General features: G+C 70.4%; 13 protein-coding genes. 3 read left to right on the top strand and 10 right to left on the bottom strand.

Annotation, left to right across the window (positions count from 1 at the left end; all coding sequences use genetic code 11):
- Nucleotides 1–30: 30 nt before the first annotated feature.
- Nucleotides 31–1,563 carry an MFS transporter gene (locus tag A3Q40_RS18270; protein ID WP_068104370.1) on the bottom strand — a complete coding sequence of 511 codons (1,533 nt, stop codon included), beginning with the start codon at nucleotides 1,561–1,563 and terminating at the stop codon, nucleotides 31–33.
- 103 nt (nucleotides 1,564–1,666) lie between these two features.
- Between A3Q40_RS18270 and A3Q40_RS18265 the strand changes: the two genes are divergently transcribed.
- Nucleotides 1,667–2,545 (top strand): NAD(P)-dependent oxidoreductase, encoded by an 879-nt coding sequence (locus tag A3Q40_RS18265; RefSeq protein ID WP_235606359.1) that lies wholly within the window; start codon nucleotides 1,667–1,669, stop codon nucleotides 2,543–2,545.
- Between the two features lie 25 nt (nucleotides 2,546–2,570).
- Here A3Q40_RS18265 and A3Q40_RS18260 read toward each other — a convergent pair whose 3' ends face one another.
- The 4 genes from A3Q40_RS18260 to A3Q40_RS18245 all read right to left on the bottom strand — a co-directional run bounded on the left by A3Q40_RS18260 (nucleotide 2,571) and on the right by A3Q40_RS18245 (nucleotide 6,110).
- Nucleotides 2,571–4,145 carry a hypothetical protein gene (locus tag A3Q40_RS18260; protein ID WP_069972987.1) on the bottom strand — a complete coding sequence of 525 codons (1,575 nt, stop codon included), beginning with the start codon at nucleotides 4,143–4,145 and terminating at the stop codon, nucleotides 2,571–2,573.
- A 94-nt stretch (nucleotides 4,146–4,239) separates the two neighbouring features.
- Nucleotides 4,240–4,860 (bottom strand): histidine phosphatase family protein, encoded by a 621-nt coding sequence (locus tag A3Q40_RS18255; RefSeq protein WP_068104367.1) that lies wholly within the window; start codon nucleotides 4,858–4,860, stop codon nucleotides 4,240–4,242.
- Between the two features lie 13 nt (nucleotides 4,861–4,873).
- Nucleotides 4,874–5,272, bottom strand: coding sequence for an MmcQ/YjbR family DNA-binding protein (locus A3Q40_RS18250; protein WP_068104365.1), 399 nt, complete (start codon nucleotides 5,270–5,272; stop codon nucleotides 4,874–4,876).
- A gap of 25 nt (nucleotides 5,273–5,297) precedes the next feature.
- A complete protein-coding gene (locus tag A3Q40_RS18245) occupies nucleotides 5,298–6,110 on the bottom strand; it encodes a transglutaminase-like domain-containing protein (RefSeq protein WP_068104363.1) in 813 nt (270 codons plus the stop codon).
- Nucleotides 6,111–6,251: 141 nt separating this feature from the next.
- Here A3Q40_RS18245 and A3Q40_RS18240 point away from each other — a divergent pair, with 141 nt between their 5' ends.
- Together A3Q40_RS18240 and A3Q40_RS18235 are read left to right on the top strand one after the other, a co-directional pair.
- Nucleotides 6,252–7,448 carry a cytochrome P450 gene (locus A3Q40_RS18240; protein WP_068104361.1) on the top strand — a complete coding sequence of 399 codons (1,197 nt, stop codon included), beginning with the start codon at nucleotides 6,252–6,254 and terminating at the stop codon, nucleotides 7,446–7,448.
- Nucleotides 7,445–8,593, top strand: coding sequence for an NAD(P)/FAD-dependent oxidoreductase (locus A3Q40_RS18235; RefSeq protein ID WP_235606357.1), 1,149 nt, complete (start codon nucleotides 7,445–7,447; stop codon nucleotides 8,591–8,593). Before A3Q40_RS18240 ends, A3Q40_RS18235 begins: the two co-directional genes overlap by 4 nt.
- 6 nt (nucleotides 8,594–8,599) lie before the next feature.
- Here the strand turns inward: A3Q40_RS18235 and A3Q40_RS18230 are convergent, their stop codons facing one another.
- The 5 genes from A3Q40_RS18230 to A3Q40_RS18210 form a co-directional block, all read right to left on the bottom strand.
- Nucleotides 8,600–9,040, bottom strand: a complete 441-nt coding sequence (locus tag A3Q40_RS18230) for a hypothetical protein (protein WP_157889674.1) — start codon at nucleotides 9,038–9,040, stop codon at nucleotides 8,600–8,602.
- 5 nt (nucleotides 9,041–9,045) lie between these two features.
- On the bottom strand, nucleotides 9,046–9,432 hold the full coding sequence (locus tag A3Q40_RS18225) for a hypothetical protein (protein ID WP_068104357.1): 387 nt from the start codon (nucleotides 9,430–9,432) through the stop codon (nucleotides 9,046–9,048).
- Nucleotides 9,429–11,102, bottom strand: coding sequence for a bifunctional 3-(3-hydroxy-phenyl)propionate/3-hydroxycinnamic acid hydroxylase (locus A3Q40_RS18220; RefSeq protein ID WP_068104355.1), 1,674 nt, complete (start codon nucleotides 11,100–11,102; stop codon nucleotides 9,429–9,431). The genes A3Q40_RS18225 and A3Q40_RS18220 overlap by 4 nt, the downstream gene beginning before the upstream one ends.
- A gap of 237 nt (nucleotides 11,103–11,339) precedes the next feature.
- Nucleotides 11,340–12,065, bottom strand: coding sequence for a YoaK family protein (locus A3Q40_RS18215; protein ID WP_068104353.1), 726 nt, complete (start codon nucleotides 12,063–12,065; stop codon nucleotides 11,340–11,342).
- Between the two features lie 242 nt (nucleotides 12,066–12,307).
- A complete protein-coding gene (locus A3Q40_RS18210; RefSeq protein WP_235606356.1) occupies nucleotides 12,308–13,138 on the bottom strand; it encodes an alpha/beta fold hydrolase in 831 nt (276 codons plus the stop codon).
- Between the last annotated feature and the right edge of the window lie 19 nt (nucleotides 13,139–13,157).

The following is a 13,157-nucleotide window of genomic DNA, read 5'->3' as shown; positions in this document are numbered from 1 at the left end:
GCGCCGATCGTGTGGGAAAACTCGCGGGGGTCAGGCTGCGGGCAGGCGCTCGGGTTCGGCCGCGGCGGTCCGAGCCGCTCGGCGGAACAGGTAGGCCGACACCAGACCCGCGACCACCAGCATCCCGACGGTCGCCCCGGCCGCGGCGACCATGCCGTCCACGTACGCCTCACGGGCGCGGTCGGCCACGGTGGGGCCGGTGGTCGGGTCCGACAGCACACCGGCGAGCGTGCTGTCCGGCGGTACGTCGCCGCCGAGGGCCAGGCGGTAGGTGGCGAGGTTGATCGATCCGAGTACGGCGATACCCAGGGCGCCGCCGAGTTCGGCGCCGGTCTCGGAGACGGCGCCCGCAGCCCCGGCCTTCTCCGGTGCAGCGGTGGCCAGCACGCGGTCCGAGCCGAGCGTGGTGCCCGTTCCGACGCCGAGCGAGGCGATCACCATGCCGCACAACAGCACGGCCAGAGCGGCCCCGGTGGTCACCGACCCCGGCAGCCCGACGAGGCCGACCACGGCCGCGCCCACGGCCGCGACACAGATGGACCCGAGCAGGATCACCGACGGCGGCCGCCGCTTCATGACGAACGGTGCCGTGAGCGAGGCGACCGCGGTCGCGACGGCCGGGATCAGCGACCACAGTCCGGCCTCGAGGGTGCTGAAGCCCATGACGAGCTGCAGGAACTGCGAGAGCAGCAGGTTGAACCCGGCGATGACGAAGACGGACACCAGGATCACGATGACGGCGACCGAGAACGCGGGATTGCGGAACAGCGGGAAGTCGATGATCGGGTGGGTGCTCGCCCGCTGACGACGGACGAACCACGTGCCGACGACGGCGGCGACCACGAGCGCGGCACCGGCCTGCCAGTCGACGCCGTCCTGTGCGGTGTGCTTGAGAGCGAAGACGAGGGCCAGCATGGTCACGATCGATCCCGCGACGGCGAGCAGGTCGAAGCGGCCGGGGTCGGGGTTCTTCGCCTCGGGCAGGATCAGCGGCGCGGCGACGAGCAGCAGGGCCATGATCGGCAGGTTGATCAGGAACACCGACCCCCACCAGAAGTGCTCGAGCAGAAATCCGGCGACCACGGGCCCGAAGGATCCGCCGCCGGCGAACCCGGCCGTCCACACGCCGACGGCCATGCCGCGCTGCACCGGGTCGACGAACAGCTTGCGCAGCAGGGACAGCGTCGACGGTGCGAGGGTGGCGCCGCCGATACCCAGCAGCACGCGGGAGGCGATGAGCGATTCGGGGTTCTGCGAGAACGCGGCCAGCACGGAGGCGACGCCGAAGACGACCGATCCGATCATGAGCAGGCGCCGGGTGCCGATGCGGTCGCCGAGCGAGCCCATGGTCACCAGGAGGCCGGCCAGCATGAAGCTGTAGATGTCGAGGATCCACAGCTGTTCGGCGCTGCTCGGCTGGAGGTCGACGGTGAGCGACGGCAGGGCGAGATAGAGGACCGACATGTCCATCGACACCACCAGGATGGGCATGACCAGAACGGCCAGCCCCACCCACTCCCGAAGCCCGGCTCGGGGTGATGCAGCGGCGTGTGGGCTGGTCATGCGCGGTCCTTACCGTTAGTCACGATTGATCTCGACCCTCGATGGGAACACACCGGCACGGGCGGGACGAAATGCGTCGTCGTCATCGTGAGGGAGGTCGCACGTGCGAGTGGCAGTGATCGGAACCGGCACCATGGGCGCGGGCATGGCCGCGTCGATCCTGCGGGCGGGCCACGACGTGTCCGTCTGGAACCGTACCGCGGAGCGCACGGTGGATCTCGTGAATTCCGGGGCGCGGGGGTCCACCGACCCGGCGGACTGCGTGCGCGACGCCGACGTGGTCGTCACGATGCTCTACGACGAGGCGGCCACCACCGACGCCGCGGCCGCGTTCCTGCCCGCGATGCGCGACGGCGCGGTGTGGATGCAGAGCGCCACCGTCGGGCCGGCGGGAGCGGTGCGGTTGGCCGACCTGGCCGGCCGGCACGGCGTCGCGACGCTGGACGCGCCCGTTCTGGGCACGAAGGCCCCGGCCGAGCAGGGGAAGCTCACCGCGCTGATCTCCGGCCCCGAGTCGCTCCTCGACACCGTGCGACCGGTCGTGGAGGCGATCGCCGTGAAGACGGTGTGGGCGGGCACGGAGCCCGGTGCGGCCAGCGCCCTCAAGCTCGCGTGCAATGCGATGGTCGCGACGCTGACGGCCGCCACCGCGCAGTCCGTGGCGATCGCGCGGCACCTCGGCGTGGACCCGGCGCTGTTCCTGCAGGCACTCGACGGCGGCCCGATCGGCGCGCCCTACACCCAGCTCAAGGGCACCGCGATGATCGAGCGCGAGTTCGCCCCGTCGTTCGGCGTGGACGGCGTGGTCAAGGATCTCGACCTCATGATCGACGCCACCGACGCGACGGACGCCGACGGCAGGAACACCGGCGCGGGACGTCTCCTCGGCGCGGTGCGATCGGCGTTCGCCGACGCGAGCGAGCGAGGCCATGGATCGGACGACATGGCGTCGGTGATCGACGCGTTCACCCCACCCGCCTGAGCCTCGACGCTCTCGATCGGGACGCTCAGGCTCCCGCGTACGCGCGGTCGTCGACGGTTCCGGCCGGGTGCGACCGGGCCACGACGGACCAGACGATGCCGGCGACTCCGAGCAGCGCCACCGTGACGACGACGGCGAGCCAGCCGGTGGCGTCCATCGCGTCGGCTCCGATGCGGTCGAGGCCGGTGGCGAGCCATCCAACGGGCGTGAACGAGGCGAGGCGGCCGAAGACCGGGCTGTCGGGGGCGGCGACGAGTGCCGCGCCGGCCACCGCGAGCTGGACCAGCAGCGCCACGAGGTTCACCGACTGCCCCGCGACGCGGCCGAACGCCATCTGCACCGCTCCGGCGGCCGCGACGAAGGCCGCCGAGGCCAGCAGCAGGAAGGCGACGCCGCCGACGAGGGTCCCGACGGACCGGCCGTCGCCGACCACCCAGTAGACGAGCGAGGCGGCCGCGGCGATGGCGACGACGGCCACCACCGGGACCACGCGGGCACCCGGTCGGAGACGGCGCAGCAGGCTCACCGCGGCGACGGCGGCCACCGCGACGAGTGCCGCGATGACGTAGTACGTGGTGGTGTCCCGGCTTGAGGCGACGACGGTGGTGGAGACGGTGCCGTCGTCGGACGTCGTGGTGGTCGCGGTGACGTTGGTGGCGCCGGGCAGCGACGTCGTGGCGTTGCGCACGCCGTTCTGCAGGCTGGTCACCACGCCCTCGATGGGTTCGATGCCAGAGGACAGCTGGTCGGTGCCCGCACGGAGCTGGCGGCCGCCGTCGTCGAGCTGGACGAGACCGTCACGCAGCTGCGCCGAGCCGGTGGCCAGCTGGTTCGAGCCGTCGACCGCCGTGGCGACGCCGGTGACGAACTCGCTGGACGGGTCGCTCAACTGGTAGGCGAGCAGTTCGGCACCGTCGCGCAGCTGGTTGATCTGTGAGACCGTGTCGGGGCCGAGGCCCTGGGCGTTCAGGGTGTCGATCAGCTCCCGCAGCTGGCGCGCGGCGTCGGTGGTGATCGGGTTGTTCAGCGTCTCGATGCGGTTCGCGACGTCGGCGATGGCCGCCGTGGCGGACGCCTGCTTCTCGCCGAGGGCGAGCAGGGGCGTCGTCAGTTGGTTCACTCCGCCGCTGATCTGCGTGGCCCCGTCGCCGAGCTGAACGACGCCGCCCTGGAGCTGACCGAGACCGCCGGCGAGCTGGCCGTTGCCGTCGGCGAGCTGCTGCGCACCGTCGCGGGCCTGCCCCAGCCCGTCGGAGAGCTGGTTCACTCCGCCCGAGAGCAGCGGCGCACCGTCGGTGAGCTGGGTCAGTCCGCCCGAGAGGAGACTGAGCGGGAGCTGGGTCTGGGTCAGCGCCGAGCGCGTCTTCGCGAGCGGGTCCGCTCCGGGCTGCGCGGCGGCATCGTCGCCGCCCTCGCCGCCCGCCGCACCGGTGGTGGACGTGCTCGAGGACGCGACGGGATCGACGTCGTGCCCGCTGGCCACGGCGTATCCGCCGGCGATCAGTAGCGGCAGGACGATCGCGAGGAGCGCCACGAGAGGCCGGGACAGGACGGCGAGCGGGCCGGACCGCGGCGCGCCGTGCGCGGAGGGAGCAGACATAGTAGGGCTCAGGCTAACGGTCGCCGCGGACACCCTCGGACACACGCGGACGCGCCGAGGGCTCGGGAACGCCGAAAATTGTCCCTGATCAGGCTCATTGAGAAGTCGATGAGGATCGCATCCGGTACCGGGGAAGCAGGTCCACCACGTGCTGGGTCTCGTTGACCGACGCGACGGTGCGGTGACCGCTCCGTGAGACGAGCACGCGGGTGATCGAGCAGTAGTCGATCGGGAACGTCAGGGGCGTGGCGGTGCCGAGCAGCCGATGCAGCACGGCGTTCACGACGCCGCCGTGCGCGACGACGGCGACGGACGCGTCGGGGTCGGTCTCGCCGATCACCCGGGCGAGTGCGTCCTCGACGCGGCCGGCGAACGCGTCCGCGTCGACGCCGTCGGGCAGATACCCGGCCTTGATGCGTGCGTACTGCTCGGGGAACTGCTCGCGGGCCTGCTCGATGGGCAGGTAACCGGCATGGTCGCGGTCGTACTCGGCCAGACCGTCCCGGACGTCGACGTCCAGTCCGCGCGCGGCCGCGAGCGGCGCAGCGGTGTCGAGTGCGCGGCGCTGGGGGCTCGACACGATGCGCACGATGCCGTGCGGCGCAAGGGCGTCGGGGAGGCGGGCGGCCTGGTCCCGGCCGAGATCGGACAGATCCGGGTCGGCTCCGTCGGTGGACGGGAGCGGAAGTGCGTGACGGATCAGGAGCAGCTGCACGGGGTCGATGCTGTCACGAGCGGGCGTCGAGCTCGGCGACCAGCCGCCTCGTGGCCGTGCGTCGGTAGGACATGTCGATCAGTTCGCGGACCTCGTCCCAGTCGGGCTCGGCGACGGTGAGGTCGAGGCCGAGCCATCCGGCCGGCCCCCAGTACGCGGGAACGAAGAACCGGGTGTCGCCCACCAGGGCGTCGTGTTCGTCGGGGTCGGGGAGGAACTGCAGGGAGCGCGCCCACCGCGACGAGTGATGGTCGCCCTTCACCGTCGCCCCGTACACGGCGAACGTCTTCGTGGTGAAGAACTGCGGCCGACCGTGGCTCACCTTCTCCGCGGCCCCCGGGAACCCCAGCGCCAGCTCCCGCACACGTCGCAGCAACGCGTCGTCGTCGTCGAACCGCACGGGGTGGGCCATGCCAGCAGAAGGTAGCCCTGCCGGGTCAGGAAATCGAGACCTCGCGGGTGACGTCGTCGACGGGGAGGTCGCCGTCCACGACGGCGAGGACGTCCAACCGGTCGAGGGTGAGATAGCCGTCATGGTTGTCCAGGAAGGCGGTGTCCGCGGCGTCTCGTCCCGTGGCGATACGGACCAGCGACTGCCGGGGGGCGAGGCGGGTCGCGTCGACGACGCGCCACACCCCGTCGATGCAGGCCTCGGCGACGGCGTGGAAGTCCATGGGGTCGCACCCCGGCGCGTACACGGCGACGAGGCGGGCGGGGATCTGCCGCGCCCGGAGCAGAGCCACGACGAGGTGGGTGTAGTCCCGACAGACGCCGGCCCCGGCGAGGAGCGTGTCCGATGCGCCGTCGATCGGGTCGCTGCTGCCGGGCACGTACCGCAGCCGCCGAGCGACCCAGGTCGTCACGGCGGCGAGGACCTCGCCGTCGGACCGCAGGTGGCCGAATTCCCGTGCGGCGAAACCGGTCAGCGTGTCCGACTCGGCGTAGCGCGACGGGCGCAGGTACACCGACAGGTCCCGATCGACGACGTCCGGCGGCTCGGCGTGACCGTCGACCGTCGCGCGGTAGCGGACGCTGAGGTGGCCGCGATCGCAGTCGAAGCCGTGGATGCGGCTGCCGTGCTCCGCGGTGATCTCCACCGGTGCGAGGGCGCGGCCGTCGAGTTCGAACGTCAACTGCTCGTCGATGACCAGGCCGGGGACGCGGGCGGCGGCGATCTGGAACTCGAGACTCGTCGGATCGGTGACGGTGACCTCGAGGGCGGCCGAGACGGTGCGCTTCACCGACGCCATGGTGCCAGGGTTCGTCACGGGGGCGATCGAGTCCGTGCGGGCCGAGGTGCTCGGACGATCGACCGACCCTTGACTGTCGAAGTTGTCATAGGTGACGATATCGTCAGGCAACGTCACGGGCCCGAGGAGAGCAGCGCCGAGATGAGCATCACCGTTCCCCGCTACGGGGCCGACATCTATTCCACCGCAGCGATTCTCGACCCCTATCCGCATTACGCGGAGCTGCGGGAGCTCGGTCCGGTGGTGTGGCTCACGAAGCAGAAGGTGTACGCCGTCGCCCGGTACGCCGAGTGCAAGCAGGTGCTGCTCGACGACGAGACGTTCGTCTCGGGCGACGGTGTCGCGCTGAACGCGCTGGCGAACCGTCTGGGCCGAGGAACGACGTTGAACAGCGACGGCGACGAGCACGCCCTCAAGCGCTCGGTTCTGGCGCATCGCCTGACCCCGAAAGCCCTGCGGACGATGGGGCGGGCCGTGCAGGACGAGGCCGAACGGATCGTCGACGCCGCGATCGCGAAACAGTGGGTCGACGGCGTGCAGGATCTCGCCACCGCGCTCCCGACGTCGATCGTGCCCGATCTGGTGGGGTGGCCGAAGGACGGGCGCGAGAATCTGCTGCGGTGGGCGGGCGCGACGTTCGACTCCCTCGGCCCGTTCAATCGGCACGCCCTCGGGTCGGCGAAGGCCTCCGCCGAGATGATGGCCTTCTCGCGCCGCGTCGTTCGTGAGCGGTCGGTGCTGCCCGGCAGCATGGGTGCCGACGTCCTCGCCGCCGCGGACGAGAACAGGATCGAGCGCTCGCAGTGCCCCGCCCTGATGATCGACTACCTCGCGCCGTCGCTGGACACGACCATCGGCGCCATTTCCGGTGCGCTGCATCTCTTCTCTCGCCATCCCGACCAGTGGCAGGCGGTGCGGCAGGATCCCGGCCTGCTCCCGAACGCCGTCAACGAGGTCGTGCGGTACACCTCCCCGCTGCGCGCGTTCTCCCGCCGCGCCGCGAGGGACGTCGAGGTCGGCGGGGTCACCCTTCCCCGGAACGCGCGCGTGCTGGTGATCTACGCCTCCGCGAACCGAGATCGTCGGCAGTGGCAGGACCCCGACGAGTTCGACATCACCCGGGATGCCTCGGCCCAACTCGGATTCGGATCCGGAGTTCACGGCTGCGCCGGCCAGGGGCTCGCGCGACTGGAGACCCGGACGATCCTCGAGGTTCTCGCGACGCGGGTCGAGCGCATCGAGCCGGCCGGACCCGCGTCCTACGCCGTCAACAACGTGATCCATCGATTCGACCGGCTCCCCCTGAGACTGGTCGCCGCAGAGGGGACTGCATCGTGACGATCGACGCTGCCGCGACGAACCGGCACATCGTGATCGTCGGCGACTCGATCGCCGGTTGCACCGCCGTGCGCGAACTGCGGGCGCTCGGTCACGACGGGCGCATCACGATGATCGCCGGCGACCCGGACGGTGCCTACGCACGACCTCCGCTGTCTAAACGTGTTCTCGCGGAGGGGGTCGAGTCGTCGGACCGGTGGGATCTGTCCGACCTGTCGGTGACGACGATCGCCGCCCGCGCGGTCGGTCTCGACCCCGACGCTCGCGTGGTCACGATCGACCGTGGTGAGTCCGTGTCCTTCGACGTTCTGATCGTGGCGACCGGTGCGGACGCTCGCCGGCTCGCGGCCCCCGGGCAGAGCGGCGAGAACGTGGTCCGCACCCTCGCCGACGCCGCCTCGGTGCGGGAACGTATCGCTGCCGCGCAATCCGCGATCGTCGTGGGAGGAGGCTTCCTCGGAATGGAGGTGGCCAGTGCCTGCGTGGCGCACGGGGTGCCGACCACGGTGGTCGACGTCGACCCGCCGTTGCAGCGCCTGCTCGGGCCGTACCTGTCCGAGGCGATCCTCGCGCGGGCGACGGAGCGCTCGGTGGCGTTCCGGCGGGCCGGCTCTCCGGTGGAGCTCGTCGGCGATCCGGTGGAGGGGGTCCGGATCGACGGCGACGTGCTGACGGCCGATCTGGTGGTCACGTGCGCCGGCGAGGTGCCCGGCACGGACTGGCTGGCCGGCACCGGACTCGCCGACCGGTCCGGCATCCGCATCGACACACGGTGTGCCACCTCGCTGCCCGGCATCTACGCCGCCGGGGACGTCACCTGCTTCCGTGACGGGGACGGCGCGCCGGGCCGAAGTCCGTTCTGGTCCAACGCGATCGCGCAGGGCAAGGTCGCGGCGGCGTCGGCTCTGGGAGTTGCGCCGCGGTGCGAACCGACGGACGACTACTTCTGGACGGAGGTGGCCGGTCTGGCGATCAAGGTGGTCGGACCCCTGCCTCTCGCCGGCGCGCCCACGGTGCTCGAAGGATCGGTCGAGGACGGGTCCGCACTCCTCGAATGGCGCCATGACGACGGACGAAAGACCGTCGTGGCATATGGGATCAGGAAAGCGGTCGGCCTCCTGCGGCGCATGGCCACGTCGATCTGACCTCGTTCACTCGACGTCGACGTCGTGGCCTCGCAGTGCGGGCGCCCCGACGAGGGTCGTCCACGCCGGAACGTCCGCGGGGTCGAGTCCGCTGCCCCGTCCGTACACGACGGCGAGGGTGTCTCGTTCCACGCTCGACCCGGCGTAACCCGGGGCCGGTGAGTTCTGGGCAGGGGTTGCGGGAACCAGGTGGGCCGGCCCCTGGTTACGGCTGGGCGGTTGGTACGAACCGTCGTTGCGCCCGCTGCCCGGGTCGGCGGGAAAGAATGTGCCGGGCTCGGTGACGGTGTCGTAGCACGAGGGCCCGCGGTCGTCGAACCACCGAGGTTCGTCCTGGTTCGGCAGATAGGCACCCAGGGGGTTCTCGAATCGCAGGGTTCCCCGGATGCCGGGGTAGGGCGCGTCGACGGCGAGAATCCGTTTCGCTTCCTGGTACGTCTTCGCCAACGAGGTCAAGGTGCACCGGCGACGGCGAAACCCCCCGCGACCAGGCATCCGGCGACGCGGGTGCGAGCGGGCAGCTGGGCGGTGAGGGCGAACGCGGCGGTGTCCCAGATGTCGACCGCCACCCCGGCGCAGAGCAGCGGGCCGACGGCGGCCGGGTACGCGCGCTGGGCCGCGATCAGCCCTCCGCCGATGTAGATCTCCCGAATACCGAACGTGCGCGCGGATGCGCGGGTCGTCGGCAACGCCGCATCGGTCCCGGCGATGAGGTCGTTGGCACGCGTCGGGGCGATCATGTGCGCGATCCCGATGGCGGCGCGGCCGTAACCGACCAGTGCCGTCACGCGGTCACCCCACTGCGCCGCGTCGGAGTCGGATGAGAGAAGAAGCGTCATGATGCGGTGGTCCCGTCGGTTGCAAGCAGTGTCAGTGCCGGGTGGGTGGAATCTCCCGCGGTCGCGGCGACGACTACGCGCGCGACGCGGTCGTGATCGGACGCTGTGAGCTCACGGTCGCTGCCGAAGACGAACCCGTCCGGGCGCACGAGCACGCCCGCCGCGCCGGCGCGGCGGAACTGCCGCTCGAGGATGCCTTCGCCGTCGACCACGTGACCGGTCGGCACGCGATGCGTCGCCAGAGCGGACGCGGGTTCCAGCACGATCTCCGCGACGCCGGCGCGAGCCAGGGCAGGCGGTATCGGCGCGTCCGGGAAGCCGATCCAGGTCCAGCGGCCACCCGTCAGGGTGTCCAGGCGTACCGGTGTCGAGCCCGACACCACCACCCACGGTTGCTTGACGAAGGCTCCGGCCAGGCTTCCGCGGCCGGGGTTCTCGGTGAAGAACCCGCGACGGGTGCCGAGTGCGTACATCGGTTTGATGCCCATCCGCGACAGCCAGGACCGCAAGCCCGGGGTCCTCGACGCCGCGAGGAACATCGCGTCCCGCACCCGAGCCGCAGTGGGGTTCCGCAGCATCACTATGCGGCCGATACGCAGGGAGAATCTGGTCAGGGCGACGACGTTCGGACGCCGCTCGGGCTCGTAGGTTTCCAGCAGCGACGGGTCGGCGCCCCCGGTGATGACGGCGTCGAGCTTCCAGCACAGGTTGGCGACGTCGCGGACTCCCGACGACACGCCTTGGCCGGCGAACGGGGGCATGATGTGGGCGGCGTCGCCCGCGAGGAACACGCGGCCTCGACTCCAGTGCTCGGCTTGGCGGATGTGGAAGGTGTACGCCCAGCTGCGGTGGATCTCGACCCGGTCGTAATCGATTCCGCGCTCGGCCAACAGGGCCCGGAGACCCGCCTCGGACTGCAAGTAGTCGATCGTCTCACCCTCGTTGACGCGGAACTCGATGCGGTGGTAGCCCATCGGACACGGGCAGTCGACACCCGGTCGGTAGGGGTCGGACAAGAAGGTGAAGTCCAGTGGCGCCTCGGTGGGCAGGTCGTACCAGGCGCGCAGTTGAATGTCGAACCACTGCTCCTGAATGTGCCTGCCGGGCAGTGCGATACCGAGCATCTTGCGCACCGGGCTCGAACCGCCGTCCGCACCGATCACGTACCGGGCGCGCACGGTCCGCTCGCCGCCCCCGTCCACCGGTCGCAACGTGACCTCGACGCCCTCGGCGTCCTGGGTGATCCCCACCGCGTCCAGGCCCGCGGCCACGGTGACACAGGGAAAGCGGGAGATGCCCTCGCGGAGAATGCGTTCCAGCTCCGGCTGGTGATAGAACGCCATACCCGGGACGCCCTGGTCGTAGCTCTGCGCGGAGTAGGTGGTCAGGAAGGTGCGGTCGCGGTGCCGCAGATGCACGCGAACGTCGGTGGACATGGTCTCGAGCATCCGATCGAAGAGGCCGAGTCCCTGCCAGATCCGGTGGGCATCCTCGTCGGAGGCGATCGCTCGCTGGCGGGGATAGATGTCGATGTCGCGCTCCACGACCATCGTGCGAATTCCCGCTCGTCCCAATAGATTCGCTGCCGTCGCACCGGTGGGTCCGAGTCCGACGATCAGGACGTCCACATCGTCCGTGGTCGAGGACCGGGTGTTGTCGCCGTCGCTCATGAACCTCTCCGAAGAGCCGGTGGGTGGTCGGGGCGGTGCCCGACACCCTTCACATCGAAGGTGGTCACGCAGCGGGCCCCCTGTTGTCGACGGAATCGTCGGTTTGGGGGTGCGGCGCTGTCAATCGCGTTCGGAATCGACGAATCGTCAGTACTGCAACGGATTCGATCCTGCGACCAGATCGGCCCTGCTGTGAGATCGGCCCTGCTGTGAGACCGGTCCTGCTGTGAGACCGGATCAGCCGAACACCGTGCGCCGTTCGGTGTGGGTGAAGGTGAAGATCGTGGCCCCGAAGCTGAGCAGGGCGGCGAGCAGGAGCACCTGCGGACCGGTGATGAGCACGCCCACGGCCGCGCCCACCGCGCCGCCGAGGGAGAAGGACCCGAGCAGCAGCAGATAGCAGAGCCAGTCGTACTTGGTCCCGCCGCCGGTCAGGTGCCGTTCGATTCCCTGGCCGAGTTTCACGACGGTGCCGGTAACGTAACTCAGCGGGATGTACGTCTCTTCTTTCTTGGTGAATGCCGTGTTCAGAGCGCCGAGTGCGAATGCGACCAGAAGAATCGGGTAGAAATTGACGTCCGCCGACGACCATCCGGACACGGCGATGTCGATGATCCCGGCCAGGGCCAACGCGATCGTGGTGACCACGGTGGCACCGTGCGGGTGATTGTCCCAGTAGCGACGACGGCAGAACGAGGCGAGGACGACGCCGGCCACGAATGCGATGATGAGCGTCAGGGCCACGAAAGGTGTTGCGCCAGGCGCGACTTCCTTGCCCTGGGGGTGACCGAACCAGCCGACCACGGCGCGTTCGGTGTTGCCCGTCATGAAGGTGACGAAGTACCCCGCGGAATGCAGGAAGGCCACCGCGCCGAGCATCCCGGCGACCCCGGCGAGGATCCAGGACAGCCGCGCTTCGGCGCCGACGGCGGTTTCTCGGTCGATCGAGTACGGGGACGTCATGTATTCGATCTTCCGGACAATTCCCGACCCCGCAATTTTTCGAGTCGTCGATCACAAACGTACGGTTCGGTCGGAACGAAAACAATGCACGAAATGCCGTCGTGTTCACATGGAGTTCGCGTGATGTTCGTGTTCGAGCGAGTTTTCTACCGCGTTTTCACGGGATCCCCGTCGTCGGTCCCAACCGGAGCGCTCTCTGTGTGGACGTCGCACAGAAATGTCCGCTTTTTCCGGTTTCCGGACTATGCCCGGCCGGAAGCGTCCCGCAGCACCGCGTCGACGGTTCGAACCACCACCGCCGGCTGGTCGATCATCACGTGATGGTGCGAGGGCGAGACGACGACGAACCGTCCCCCGAGATACGACGCGAGCCGCCGCTGCTTCCTGATCCACCGCGCGCCCCAGGGGGTCCGGTGGGAGGTGTGGGCGGCGGCGACCACGACGGGCAGGGCCGGGAGGGGAGTGGCTCGCCGCAGTCGGTTCAGTTCGACGGCGAGATCGGCGTAGGCGAAGTACTCGACCGTCGCGGCTTCGAGGTAGGCGGGTTCGCGGTAGAGGCGTCGGAGCTCGTCGATGCGCTCGGGCGGGTAGCCGCCGGGCGGGACCGCCTGCACCACCAGGTGGCGCACGGCGTCGGCGCCCAGCGCTTGCAGCCCCACCGCCGAGGACGTGCGGGCGAGGGCGCGCGCCGCGGGCATGCGCAGGCGGCGGGGTATCAAGGCGCCCGGAGACTTCTCGACGCTGGAGTCGAGCAGGACGAGGCCGCCGACGCGGTCCGGCTCGAGGCGCGCGGCGCCCTCGACGTAGAACCCGGCCATGGAGTGGCCGACCAGCACGGCCGGCCGCGTCAGTCCCAGCGCATCGAGCACCGCGACGATGCGGCGGGCCTCGCCGGCGACGGTGGGCACGTCTCCCGGTCGTGGCTCGCTGTCTCCGAAGCCGGGGCGATCGAGAGCGAACGCGCTGCACCCGGCGTCGCCGAGGAGGGTGAGCACGTCCACCCAGTCGTGCCAGGAACTGCCGAGCCCGCCGCAGAGCACCACCGGCGCGGAGTCGCCGTGCACCCGCGCCACGTGGACCGCGCTCCCGAGC

Source organism: Rhodococcus sp. PBTS 1 (assembly GCF_001620025.1).
GTDB classification, from domain to species: Bacteria; Actinomycetota; Actinomycetes; order Mycobacteriales; family Mycobacteriaceae; genus Rhodococcoides; species Rhodococcoides kroppenstedtii.
Note: the sequence above shows the minus strand (reverse complement) of the source record. Positions and strands in the feature narration are given on the sequence as shown.

Excerpts from the sequence above, each read along its gene's own strand:
- A3Q40_RS18240 (WP_068104361.1), top strand. The coding sequence starts at position 6,252 with ATGAGCATCACCGTTCCCCGCTACGGGGCCGACATCTATTCCACCGCA.
- A3Q40_RS18250 (WP_068104365.1), bottom strand. The coding sequence starts at position 5,272 with ATGGCCCACCCCGTGCGGTTCGACGACGACGACGCGTTGCTGCGACGT.
- A3Q40_RS18215 (WP_068104353.1), bottom strand. The coding sequence starts at position 12,065 with ATGACGTCCCCGTACTCGATCGACCGAGAAACCGCCGTCGGCGCCGAA.
- A3Q40_RS18260 (WP_069972987.1), bottom strand. The coding sequence starts at position 4,145 with ATGTCTGCTCCCTCCGCGCACGGCGCGCCGCGGTCCGGCCCGCTCGCC.
- A3Q40_RS18225 (WP_068104357.1), bottom strand. The coding sequence starts at position 9,432 with ATGACGCTTCTTCTCTCATCCGACTCCGACGCGGCGCAGTGGGGTGAC.
- A3Q40_RS18245 (WP_068104363.1), bottom strand. The coding sequence starts at position 6,110 with ATGGCGTCGGTGAAGCGCACCGTCTCGGCCGCCCTCGAGGTCACCGTC.
- A3Q40_RS18220 (WP_068104355.1), bottom strand. The coding sequence starts at position 11,102 with ATGAGCGACGGCGACAACACCCGGTCCTCGACCACGGACGATGTGGAC.
- A3Q40_RS18270 (WP_068104370.1), bottom strand. The coding sequence starts at position 1,563 with ATGACCAGCCCACACGCCGCTGCATCACCCCGAGCCGGGCTTCGGGAG.